Annotated in this window: 13 protein-coding genes; 2 read left to right on the top strand and 11 right to left on the bottom strand. The window is 42.6% G+C overall.

What is annotated here, in order from left to right:
- Positions 1 to 13: 13 nt before the first annotated feature.
- The 6 genes from rnc to pta form a co-directional block, all read right to left on the bottom strand.
- The gene (gene rnc, locus WJP93_RS07515; RefSeq protein WP_118614595.1) at positions 14 to 694 is read right to left on the bottom strand and encodes a ribonuclease III; all 681 of its coding nucleotides are present in this window, start codon (positions 692 to 694) and stop codon (positions 14 to 16) included.
- Between the two features lie 68 nt (positions 695 to 762).
- Complete coding sequence (acpP, locus tag WJP93_RS07510; RefSeq protein ID WP_066557937.1) at positions 763 to 999, bottom strand: acyl carrier protein; 237 nt, start codon at positions 997 to 999, stop codon at positions 763 to 765.
- A 43-nt stretch (positions 1,000 to 1,042) separates the two neighbouring features.
- A complete protein-coding gene (gene plsX / locus WJP93_RS07505) occupies positions 1,043 to 2,038 on the bottom strand; it encodes a phosphate acyltransferase PlsX (RefSeq protein ID WP_227101255.1) in 996 nt (331 codons plus the stop codon).
- Positions 2,039 to 2,250: 212 nt separating this feature from the next.
- Complete coding sequence (rpmF, locus tag WJP93_RS07500; RefSeq protein ID WP_066557932.1) at positions 2,251 to 2,433, bottom strand: 50S ribosomal protein L32; 183 nt, start codon at positions 2,431 to 2,433, stop codon at positions 2,251 to 2,253.
- Between the two features lie 73 nt (positions 2,434 to 2,506).
- The gene (locus WJP93_RS07495; RefSeq protein ID WP_118614591.1) at positions 2,507 to 3,040 is read right to left on the bottom strand and encodes a DUF177 domain-containing protein; all 534 of its coding nucleotides are present in this window, start codon (positions 3,038 to 3,040) and stop codon (positions 2,507 to 2,509) included.
- Between the two features lie 115 nt (positions 3,041 to 3,155).
- Entirely contained in the window at positions 3,156 to 4,151 is a 996-nt protein-coding gene (pta, locus tag WJP93_RS07490; RefSeq protein WP_066557928.1) for a phosphate acetyltransferase, read from the bottom strand.
- Between the two features lie 392 nt (positions 4,152 to 4,543).
- Here pta and WJP93_RS07485 point away from each other — a divergent pair, with 392 nt between their 5' ends.
- Positions 4,544 to 5,782: a nucleotidyltransferase family protein gene (locus WJP93_RS07485; protein WP_337547585.1), complete on the top strand. Its 1,239-nt coding sequence runs from the start codon at positions 4,544 to 4,546 to the stop codon at positions 5,780 to 5,782.
- A gap of 6 nt (positions 5,783 to 5,788) precedes the next feature.
- On the opposite strand, the gene WJP93_RS07480 is transcribed toward WJP93_RS07485, so the two are convergent.
- From WJP93_RS07480 to WJP93_RS07465, 4 genes are all read right to left on the bottom strand, one after another.
- Entirely contained in the window at positions 5,789 to 6,280 is a 492-nt protein-coding gene (locus WJP93_RS07480; RefSeq protein ID WP_118614587.1) for a dihydrofolate reductase, read from the bottom strand.
- Between the two features lie 25 nt (positions 6,281 to 6,305).
- Positions 6,306 to 7,670, bottom strand: a complete 1,365-nt coding sequence (locus tag WJP93_RS07475; RefSeq protein ID WP_227102066.1) for a PFL family protein — start codon at positions 7,668 to 7,670, stop codon at positions 6,306 to 6,308.
- An 82-nt stretch (positions 7,671 to 7,752) separates the two neighbouring features.
- Positions 7,753 to 8,025: an ACT domain-containing protein gene (locus WJP93_RS07470; RefSeq protein ID WP_066557894.1), complete on the bottom strand. Its 273-nt coding sequence runs from the start codon at positions 8,023 to 8,025 to the stop codon at positions 7,753 to 7,755.
- Positions 8,026 to 8,095: 70 nt separating this feature from the next.
- Positions 8,096 to 8,893 (bottom strand): MBL fold metallo-hydrolase, encoded by a 798-nt coding sequence (locus tag WJP93_RS07465; RefSeq protein ID WP_066557893.1) that lies wholly within the window; start codon positions 8,891 to 8,893, stop codon positions 8,096 to 8,098.
- A gap of 260 nt (positions 8,894 to 9,153) precedes the next feature.
- Between WJP93_RS07465 and WJP93_RS07460 the strand changes: the two genes are divergently transcribed.
- Positions 9,154 to 11,337 (top strand): family 78 glycoside hydrolase catalytic domain, encoded by a 2,184-nt coding sequence (locus tag WJP93_RS07460; RefSeq protein ID WP_337547582.1) that lies wholly within the window; start codon positions 9,154 to 9,156, stop codon positions 11,335 to 11,337.
- An 88-nt stretch (positions 11,338 to 11,425) separates the two neighbouring features.
- Here WJP93_RS07460 and coaE read toward each other — a convergent pair whose 3' ends face one another.
- Positions 11,426 to 12,019 carry a dephospho-CoA kinase gene (coaE, locus tag WJP93_RS07455; RefSeq protein ID WP_308732332.1) on the bottom strand — a complete coding sequence of 198 codons (594 nt, stop codon included), beginning with the start codon at positions 12,017 to 12,019 and terminating at the stop codon, positions 11,426 to 11,428.
- Position 12,020: the final 1 nt, after the last annotated feature.

Raw genomic sequence — 12,020 nt, 5'->3', positions numbered from 1 at the left:
CTCATTTCTAACGTTATGCGTTTGTTTTCTTAAGCAGCAGAATAGTCTCATAGGCAGCCAGCTGCTGAGCACCCTTTTTAGTATGACCCACTCCGACACCATATGCCTTCTCGCCAATCTTTGCCTGCATGCGGAACTTTTTATCATGATCCGGACCTTCTTCTGCAAGCAGCTCATATGACAATGGCTCGTTAAAGTCTCTTTGAACGATCTCCTGAAGGATAGTTTTGCTATCGTAAAAGAGTTTTTTATTTTCCAAGTCGTTTAATACAAAACGGGTAATAAATTCTTTTGCATTAGCAAATCCACCATCCAGATAAATGGCACCAATTAACGCTTCCATTGCATCAGATGTGATTGATGCGCGAAGTCTTCCGCCTGTGGAGTCCTCTCCATTGCCAAGACGAAGATATTTTCCTAGAGAAATAGCTTCTGCACACATTGCTAATGACTGCTCACAGACAATGCTGGCACGAAGCTTTGTCAGCTCTCCTTCCGGATATTCATTATAATTGTGAAATAAATAATCACTTGATACGAGTTCCAACACAGCATCCCCCAAGAACTCCAGACGCTCGTTGTCATGTCTCTTTCCTGCATAATGCTCATGCGCATAGGAGCTGTGCGTCAAAGCAAGTTCTAACAGCTTCGGATCCTGAAATGTATATCCGACTGTTTTTTCTAATTCACCCATAATTCCTCCTCACAATTAAAAGACAGAGCCGCAAGGATCTACCTCGCAGCTCATGTACCGTTTTCATTTTACGCCATCGTATCATTAATTAATTCGTACACATCGCCAACGGTTGCCAGATTTTTGCTTTCGAGCTCTTCCTGAGGAACTGTAATTCCCAGTTCATCCTCGATTCCCATAATAATCTCAACCGCGTCCAATGAATCAGCTCCGAGATCCTCAAGCAATCTCGTGTCCATTGTAATTTCGTCCTCCTCGACATCTAAAACCTCAGCAATAATTTTCTGCAGTGTTTCAAATTCCATACAAGTCACCCTTTCTTAATACCTTCTTTTTTAATTTTTGTTCTTACACACTCAGACTTTTTTCTATCTTTGCGGCAATATCTGCCTCAGTAAAGGATACACACTGCTCAATTGCAGTTGTAACTTCCTTTGCTTTTGAACTTCCATGAGCCTTTACTACAAGACCCTTTAACCCCAGAAGCGGCGCTCCGCCGTACTCACTGGCATCAAATTTTTTCACTACGCCCTTTAATGAAGGCTTTGCAAGAAGACCACCGATCTTTCCTGCCGTTGTAGACAGCATCGCGCTCTTGATCTCTTTAATCAATGCACTTCCAACACCCTCATACAGTTTTAAAATGACATTTCCGACAAATGCCTCACAAACCAGCACATCACATGGACCATACGGAATATCTCTCGCTTCAACATTTCCAATGAAGTTGATGTCTGAACATTCTTTTAATAAGGGATAGGTCTCTTTTACGAGTGCATTTCCTTTTTCCTCTTCAGCACCAATATTGACAATGCCGACTCTCGGATTTTTAATACCCATCACATGTTCTGCATAGATTGAACCCATCTTTGCAAACTGTACCAGCTGTTCTGCTCGCGCATCTACATTAGCACCACAGTCTACTAAAAGCATGGCTCCGTTTACAGTCGGGATAACCGGTGCAAGCGGTGCTCTTTTCACACCCTTGATTTTTCCTGCAATCAGCTGACCTCCGACTAATACAGCGCCTGTGCTTCCACAGGAAACAAATGCATCTGCCTTCTGCTCTTTTACAAGCTTAAGTCCGACAACAAGTGAAGAATCCTTCTTAGTACGAACCGACTCCACAGGCGGTGCACCAGTTTCGATCACCTCAGATGCCGGCACAATCTCAAGTCTTGACTTGTCATAAGTAAGTCCCTCTAATGCCTTATTTAAGTCATCTGGACGACCTGTCAGAAGTACCTTTATGCTGCTGTTTTTATTAATGGCATCTACTGCGCCCTGCACCATACAGGCAGGAGCGTTATCGCCTCCCATACCATCTACTGCTACTGTAATCATTCTTTTTCTTCCATTCTTGTTAATTCACAGGGGAGTTTTCTATCCCAGTATCATAATATACGATTCTGTATCAGAAATCAAGAACTTTTTCGGACATTACTTTGAAAGACCTGCTCCAAGTGTCCGTCTCGTGAAATCCATTCACCTTCGTGCTTTGCTGTAACAAAAAGAGCGTACAGTCCGAAAACTGTACGCTCCATTCAAATTTTTAATTAGTCCTCAACAGAAACGATCTCTCTCTTGTTATAAGAACCACAAGCCTTGCAAACTCTATGCGGCATCATAAGAGCACCACACTTGCTGCACTTTACCAGATTGACAGCGCCCATCTTCCAGTTTGCTCTACGCTTATCTCTTCTAGCCTTAGAAGTTTTATTCTTTGGACAAATAGACATGTTTTACACCTCCTTAATTAAAGCTTTCACAGCCTGCCATACACATCCTGGCAGGCAGGATGTGACTACTGTATCAGGAATCCGTACGATTATTCTTGGCGAATATCTCACGGATAATTGACATTCTGGGATCTAACTCTGTACGATCACAATTGCAGGTCTGGTGATTTAAGTTTACTCCGCATTTTGGGCATACACCCTTACAGTCCTCTCTGCAGAGCACCTTATCCGGAATATCCGTCATCATTTCATCCAAAACCATACCATCTACGTCCAGATGATACCCGTCAATGTAGGATTGCTCATCCAACTGTGCGATACGCTCCTCTGATGACGCATTAGCATCTACGTTTCTCTCAAAGTCAAGATCCATAGGTACCTTTACGCTATCCAGACAGCGGTCACATGGCATCTCTAAAACAAGAGATACCTTAGCCGTTATCGCAATCTTCCTGTCTCCCTCATGTGTAAGCCTCAGCTCAACTGGCTGCTTACTTACAATCGGATACTTCTTACGCTTCCAGATGACCTCTGACATTTCAAGGGGAACCTCATATGTCTTTACAGTACCATCCACAGTAAAAAGCTCAGACATGTTAATTACCATAGCAGACCTCCTCACAGGCTGAACCCGTGTCAAGTATTTTTACATGACACTTTACGCACACTCGTACATTATATAGTTTTCACTACCATTTGTCAACTGTTTTCTTAGACTTTTTTTATTTCATCTGTGCCTGTACAGCGGTGATTGCAACAACGCCTACAATGTCATCTGCAAAACAACCTCTTGACAGATCGTTTACAGGTGCACCAATACCCTGTGTAACTGGGCCATATGCCTCTGCCTTTGCCAGTCTCTGAACCAGCTTATAGCCGATATTTCCAGCATCAAGGTTCGGGAAGATCAGTACGTTTGCCTGTCCAGCAACGGTGCTGTCTGGAGCCTTAGAAGCTGCTACAGACGGAACAAGTGCTGCATCTAACTGAAGCTCGCCATCAACGTCAAGCTCTGGATACTGCTCTTTTGCAATCTTGGTAGCCTCTACAACCTTTGTTACAAGATCATGCTTTGCACTTCCCTTTGTGGAATGAGACAGCATAGCAACCTTTGCCTTCTTTCCGGTCAGCTGCTCGAAGGACTCTGCGGAGGATGCTGCAATTGCTGCTAACTCTTCCGGATTCGGATCCTGGTTCAAACCACAATCACCAAATACAAATACGCCGTCCTCACCATACTCGCAGTTCGGAACGATCATTAAGAAGAATGCGGATACTAACTTGCAGCCTGGCTTTGTCTTGATGATCTGCAGACATGGACGAAGTGTGTTAGCTGTAGAATGGCATGCACCTGATACCATACCGTCAGCATCACCAGCCTTGATCATTAAGCATCCATAGTATGCATAATCAGACAGTGCCTGCTTTCTTGCTTCTTCCTTAGTCAGACCCTTCTTCTTTCTTAACTCAACGAACAGATCCAGATACTCCTCGGTCTTCTCATATGTAGCTGGGTCGATGATGGTAGCGCCAGTTACGTCATAGCCCTTTCCGTACTTTTCAACTTCTTCTGGGCTTCCTAAAATGATCAGGTTTGCAAGACCTTCCTTTAAGATCTTCTCAGCTGCCTCCCATGTTCTGGTATCCATAGACTCCGGCAGAATAATTGTTTTCTTATCGGCCTTTGCTTTTGCCTTAATCTCATCAATAAATCCCATGATACTTTAATTCTCCTTTCATTCTTCGGACGCGCTTTTCGCGCTGTCTTTCTTTTATCAATTATAGTACAATCCTTAATCTTAGGCAAGATAGGATTTTCCATATTTTGTTTCTTTTACGGTACAAAATTACAGTTCACGCGTCATGTTACTACAGCCCTTCGGTGTAATGGTTTCGTCGTCGGACCAAACTCAGCAGGCTCCTGTTATGTTTTTTCTTATTATATATTACTTTGAAAGGCTTGCTTCAAGTGTCCGACTCGTGAAATCCATTCACCTTCGGGCATGCTATAAATATTGATTTATCCGTGAACTGTAGCGGTACAAAAGTTGATGTTTTAATCTTTTTATCGTATACTATAAAAAACAGAGAAAGGCTTATTTTATTTTTTATGCAAACAGTTGGAATTATCGCAGAATATAATCCCTTTCATAAGGGTCATGCTTACCAGATTGAAGAAGCTAAAAAAGCAGTAAACGCTGATTTTGCCGTTGTCGCTATGAGCGGAAATTTCGTGCAGCGCGGTGCTCCCGCTATTATTGATAAATATACGCGCACTAAAATGGCATTAGAGGGCGGAGCTGATCTTGTGCTTGAACTGCCTGTACCTTTTGCAACAGCTGCTGCCCCTATATTTGCAGAAGCAGGTGTCTCGCTTCTTACGCGTCTTGGATGCGTTGATGCACTATGTTTTGGAAGTGAATCCGGCAATATTGATTCTTTGATTACGGCAGCACACACATTACAAGAGGAAACGCCTGAATATAAAGCACTTTTGCAGCGCTTTTTAAGGGAAGGAAACAGCTATCCAAAAAGTGTCCAGATGGCGATGAACTCTATGGGAACTTTGCTTACAGCCTCACCGAATGATACGCTTGGTGTTGAATATATAAAAGCACTTCTTGCATCTGGCAGTACAATGAAGCCATTTGCTGTAAAAAGAGAAGGCAATGACTACCATGATACAAAACTCTCCTTAGGCTTTGCAAGTGCGTCTGCCATACGAAGTCAAATTGAATGTGAATCAGCTTCTTCTATTTCGTCACTTTCAGCTTTTCTTCCTGAAACCTCCTTTTCTTTGATGGAAAAAGCTTTTAGTCATACATTTCCAATCACAGAGGATGATTTTTCGCTTGCACTTGGCATGATAATAAACGCTGGTCAAATGACAAATGGAATGGATCTTTTACATGCAGCTGAGATGACACCTGAACTGTATGATCGCATACAGCGCATACTTTGTACAGGACAAGCCTTTACATTTAGTGAGCTTGCCCAAAATCTTAAAACAAAAAACATTACACGTGCTCGGATAAACCGCGCACTGCTCCACTGTCTGCTTTCTATAAGTCAGGATGATATGGAACTTTTTCGTGCATCTGGCTTTTGTTCCTATGCACGCATTCTTGGTTTTAAAAGCAATGCTTCTTTACTGCTAAAGGCAGTTAAAAATAATTCAAACATTCCTGTAATAACAAAGCTTGCTGATGCAAAAAACAAGCTCGATGAAACAGGAAATAAAATCCTGTCCCATGAGCTTGCCTCTTCATTTCTTTACCGCCAGGCTGTCTGGTGTAAATTTCATGAAACTTTGCCGGATGAATTTCGTGCCGGCATAGTCATCATATAAGCTGTCTTATTTTTGTTTTCTTTCATAACAGCGAAAATCATAAATAAGATCAAAATATGTCTGTTCATCACTGACATCTGTCAATGACCACTCGTTAGGCGAAATTTCTGGAAAGAACGTGTCTGCATCATACACATAATCAATACGCGTCAAATGAATGCGGTCTGCATATGGCATAAATGCTTGATATACACTCTCACCGCCTATTATGTAGACATCCTCACTGCGGTACTTTTTGATTTCTTCTAGTACCGCTTCGACGCTATGACAGATGATTGCACCCTTGCACTTATAGTTTTTATTACGTGTCAGTACAATGTTTGTGCGTCCTTCAAGCACACGTCCGCCTGGAAGGCTCTCCAGAGTTTTTCGTCCCATGACAACGACCTTTCCGATCGTTTCTTTTCGAAACAGCTGCTGATCAAACGGAATCGTAACAAGGAGCTTTCCCTGATAGCCAATTCCATTTTTCTTATCTGCTGCGACAATCATATTCATAGATTTTTTACTACCTTTATTTTAATTAATTCTTAAAGCTGTGGATCGGTGCCGGAATACGTCCGCCTCTGTTGATAAACGCACTGCAGTCCTTTGTATTAACTGGCATGATTGGTGCATAGCCAAGCAGACCGCCAAATTCTGCTGTATCGCCTACCTTTTTGCCGATAACAGGAATTACACGTACTGCTGTTGTCTTCTGATTTACCATACCGATTGCTGCCTCATCTGCAATAATACCTGAGATTGTGGCTGCACTTGTATCTCCAGGAATAGCAATCATATCAAGACCAACGGAGCAAACACATGTCATAGCCTCAAGCTTTTCGATGCACAGACTTCCATTTGTAGCTGCCTCGATCATGTTGCGGTCCTCACTGACTGGAATAAATGCTCCACTTAATCCACCAACATAGGAAGATGCCATGATGCCGCCCTTCTTAACCTGATCATTTAACATTGCAAGTGCTGCTGTTGTTCCCGGTGCACCTACTTCCTCTAAGCCAATCTCCTCTAAGATCTCTGCTACACTATCGCCAACTGCCGGAGTCGGTGCAAGTGACAGATCGATGATTCCAAACGGAATTCCAAGTCTGCGGCTTGCTTCCTGTGCAACAAGCTGTCCTACTCTTGTAATCTTAAATGCAGTCTTCTTGATAGTCTCACAAAGCACCTCAAAATTCTGACCGCGCACCTGTGAAATTGCGTGCATTACAACACCAGGGCCACTTACTCCGACATTTATAATTGCATCTGCCTCTGTCACACCATGGAATGCACCTGCCATAAATGGGTTATCATCTGGTGCATTGCAAAATACAACAAGCTTTGCACAGCCTAAGGAATCCTGATCCTTTGTATACTCAGCTGCCTCTTTTACGATATTTCCCATTAAACGAACTGCATCCATATTGATTCCTGTCTTTGTTGAACCAATATTGACTGAGCTGCACACACGCTCTGTTACAGCAAGTGCCTTCGGGATTGAACGAATTAACAGCTCCTCTGCCTTTGTCATACCCTTGCTTACAAGTGCAGAATAACCGCCAAGGAAATTTACGCCAACCTCCTTTGCTGCTCTGTCGAGTGATTTTGCAATCTCAACAAAATCATCCGTTGTCTTGCACGCTGCACTGCCGACAAGAGCGATTGGCGTTACGCTGATTCGCTTGTTTACAATCGGGATTCCATATTCTTTCTCGATATCTTTTCCGGTAGACACAAGATTTTTTGCCAGTGTTGTAATTTTGTTATATACATTCTCACAGACCTTTTCAACAGAACTGTCAATGCAGTCTAACAAGCTGATACCCATCGTAATGGTACGCACATCAAGCTTCTCCTGTGTAATCATATTGTTGGTCTCATTTACCTCAAACATATTTATCATAGGAATTTACCTCTTTCTTGTTTGTGAATTATAGTGGATACAACGCCTACGAATTGCTCCGTTGCTACGCAACTCTGGCATTTCAAATGCGGTGCATTTTTGTGAAGATTTCTTCCTTCTGGCAATGAACCTCTACGCCAAGCTTCTTGCCAATCTCCTCAAGCTCTGTTACAACATCAATAAAGTTTTCTTCGACAGCACTGATATCAACAATCATCATCATATTGAAGTATCCCTGTACGATTGTCTGGGAAATATCTAAGATATTTACCTTCTTCTCTGCCAGATAAGTACAGATTCCTGCAATAATACCTACTGTATCTTTTCCTATTACTGTGATAACTGCTTTTGTCATTTTTAATTCCTGCCTCTCTTATTTTTATTTTATTTTAAGGTCAAAATATTATTTGACCTTAACTTATTAGCTATATGTAAATTACATCAGACATCGCATCGCGCCTTGCGACTGTGATTGGAAAATCGCCTGAATTATATGGATTTTCACTCATGTTCACTTCACAGCATACAGTCTCATACGCAAGCTCGGCATAATTGTTTTCCTTGCTCAAATGGCCTAACACAATATGCTTCATTCCATCGTGAAGCAGTTCATTTAATAAATGACCTGCCGCTTCATTGGAAAGATGACCCTTCTGACCAAGAATCCTGCGTTTTAATGGAAATGGATACGGACCTGCCTCAAGCATATGCACATCATGATTTGCTTCAAGCAAAACTGCATCCAGACCAAGCAGATGATTAATTGTATACTGGCTGTACACACCAAGATCTGTGACAACTCCTACTGAATGACCCTCTGCCTCTGCGCGGTAGCCCACTGGATTGGCTGCGTCATGACTGTTTGAAAATGGTGTTACAGTAAAATCCCCTACTACAATCTGCTCATCGGCACGTACTGGGCGATACAAATCAGGATCTATTTCCTTTTTTACATCCATTCGCTCAATTGCCTCAAGCGTCTCTTTTGTGCCATAAAGCGGCACATGATGCTTTTTTGAAAAAACGCGAATGCCGCTTATGTGATCACTATGCTCATGTGTAATCAACACACCGGCAAGCTCATCTGGCTTAATACCAAGTTCCTGTACTCCGGTATCTATTCGCTTACAGCTGATTCCTGCGTCCACCAAAAGATGCGTGTGATCGGTGCCTATATAGGTACAGTTTCCGCTGCTTCCACTGGCTATACTGACAAATCTCATAATTTCTTCTTATGCCTTTCTTACTTGAGCCACCGTACCTGTCCCAGATGGCTCTATAAGCCATTGTAACAAGCCGTCATGCAAAAGTCAATTGTTTTGTTGCCTATACGAAAGCCCTTCGGTGCAATGGTTTCGTCAATCTATGGCAATGATTCTCCATCATTTTGTGCTTTTCAGATATTTTTTCTTATTTTATTTCATGGTACAATTCCAGATATAAGTAATAATGTAACTTTTCAAATTTAAGGGAGGTATTTTTTATGAACTGGAATCCAACATGGATCTGCCCTGCAAATGATCTGGGCGATCCCGCTGCCGTTTTTGGCACATCTTTCGTCTTTGAAAAAAAGATTACACATGCAAATTTGACAATAACTGCCCTGGGCGTGTATGAGGCTAGATTAAATGGCAGACGTGTCGGTCAATTTGTTATGGCTCCAGGCTGGACAAGCTATCACAAACGCCTGCAATATCAGGAATATGATATCACTGATCTTCTGACAAACGGTAAAAATGAAATTGAGGTTACTGTTGGAAAGGGCTGGTATAGAAGTCCGCTTCCTGGATGGCTTGGCTGTGCATATCAGGATGAGCTTCGCTCTCGCCCATGTGGCCTTGCTGCACAGATTGCACTTACCTTTGAAGACGGCAGCAGCAAAATCTTATCTACTGATGAAAGCTGGAAGGTTTCGGACGGTCCTGTACGTTTCTCTGAAATTTATGATGGAGAAATTTATGATTCAGCAAAGACTCCGTTGCTTGATCAGCCAGTTACCATATTTGATGGACCAACAGATACATTGATTTTGCAGCAGGGTGAGGAAGTTTGCGAGCAGGAACGCCTCGCTGTAAAGAAAGTATTTGTTACTCCAAATGGAGAAACTGTTCTTGATTTTGGTCAAAACATGACCGGCTATGTAGAGCTATTTGTAAACGCAAAGGCTGGTGACTGTGTAGACCTTTCTTTTGCCGAGGTAATGGATAAAGAGGGTAACTTCTATACAGAAAATTATCGCGGTGCAAAAGCACAGTATCACTATATCTGTAGTGATGGTGTACAAACCTGGCATCCATCACTTACTTTCTATGGTTTTCGATATATTCGCATCAATGACTTCCCAGGCGGCATTGACTGCGTAAAGCCTGAAAATTTCACGGCTATTGTCGTTCATTCTAATATGAAACGAACTGGATTTTTAAGCAGTTCAAATGCTATGCTAAATCAGCTGTTCTCTAATATTATATGGGGACAAAAGGGTAATTTTTTAGATGTTCCAACTGACTGCCCACAGCGCGATGAGCGTCTTGGCTGGACTGGTGATGCACAAGTTTTTGTACGCACCGCCTGCTTAAATTATGATGCTGAAAAATTCTTCACAAAATGGCTGGCTGATCTGGCATCTGATCAGCACGATGATGGCTATGTTGGTCATGTTATCCCAGATCTTTTACAAAATCCACATGCCAGCAGTGCATGGGGTGATGCTGCTGCCATATGCCCATGGCAGGTTTATCTGGCATTTGGCAACAAGCAAATTTTAAAGAACCAATATCAGAGTATGAAAAAATGGATTGATTATATCACTTCCACTACCACCACAAAATATCTCTGGACAGGAGGAACACATTACGGTGACTGGCTTGGTCTTGATGCACCATCTGGCAGCTATAAGGGTTCAAGCAATGAAGACTTTATCGCCTCTGCCTTCTACGCTTATTCGACAAGCCTTGTAATTCAGGCTGGAACCGTACTCAGAGAGGATGTCAGTGAACTAAGTACACTTTATGAAAATATTGTAAACACCTTCCAAAAAACATGGCCAACATATAATACACAAACCGAATGTGTCTTAGCTGCTCACTTTAAGCTGGCAAAAGATTGTCAGGCAACAGCTGATCAGTTAGCTGATATGGTTCGCGCCTGCGGTACAAAGCTTCAGACTGGATTTGTCGGCACTCCATACTTGCTGCATGTATTAAGTGATTATGGTCACACTGATCTGGCATGGGATTTACTTCTTCGAACTAAATATCCATCCTGGCTGTATCCAGTCACAAAAGGAGCTACCACCATCTGGGAGCACTGGGACGGCATTATGGAAGACGGAAGCTTCTGGAGCAAGGATATGAACTCCTACAATCATTATGCTTATGGCTCCGTTGCTGACTGGGTTTACGGTGTTGCAGCCGGCATTCTTCCAAGAAAGGATGCACCTGGCTATGCCAATGTTACAATTGCACCACATCCAGATAAGCGTCTTGACTGGCTGCGCGCCGAATTAGACACCCGCCATGGCCATATCAGCTCCTTCTGGACAAAGGAAGATGATTCCTGGCGCTATGAGATTACCGTACCAGTCGAAGCAGACATTGTAATTGATGGTGTATGTCATAGTGTACGGGCTGGATCTTACTGCTTCTACAGCGATCAGAAAAACGCTTAACATTCAAACTTGTACAAAAAATACCCACATACTTTCCAAAATAAAATAGGAAGTATGTGGGTATCGCATTTGTTTCAAAATGCTGTATTTATCTGTATTTTTTCATCTGTCGTTCAATCTGTGCCTTCGTCTCCTCAATGCTGTGACTATTGTCAATCACAACACGACTCTCGGCACGAAATTGCGCATCACTTTTTTGTCTTGCAATGGTCTGACGGCAACGCTCCTCGCTGTAGCCTCTTGACTCCATGATACGTTTTATGCGCGTCTGCTCATCGGTGTAAATGTACCAAACGTCATCGCACAGCGGGATCAGATGACCTTCTGAGAGAAGCGCAGCCTCAATCACAATCAGCGCATCTGGCTCTTTGTCGCGTATTTCCTTGATCATCCACTCAATACGTACTCTTACATTTGGATGAGTAATCGCATTAAGGCGAAGCGTCTCAAGCGGATTTGAAAATGCTGTTGCTGCCAGTTTTTTTGTATCAATCGTCTGATCTTCATTTAAAATTTCTTTTCCAAATGCATTAACGATATTGACATAATTAGCCTCTCCCGGCTGCATAAGCTCTCGTCCGACCTCATCAGCTAAAATTAATTTTGCATTATACTCTTTTTCTAGGATTGCAAGCACCGAAGACTTTCCGGCGCCGACACCTCCTGTTATTCCAAGAATCATT

This window comes from Anthropogastromicrobium sp. (assembly GCF_037349415.1).
In the GTDB taxonomy this organism is placed as follows: Bacteria; Bacillota; Clostridia; order Lachnospirales; family Lachnospiraceae; genus Anthropogastromicrobium; species Anthropogastromicrobium aceti.
This window is presented reverse-complemented; position numbering and strand designations above follow the sequence as displayed.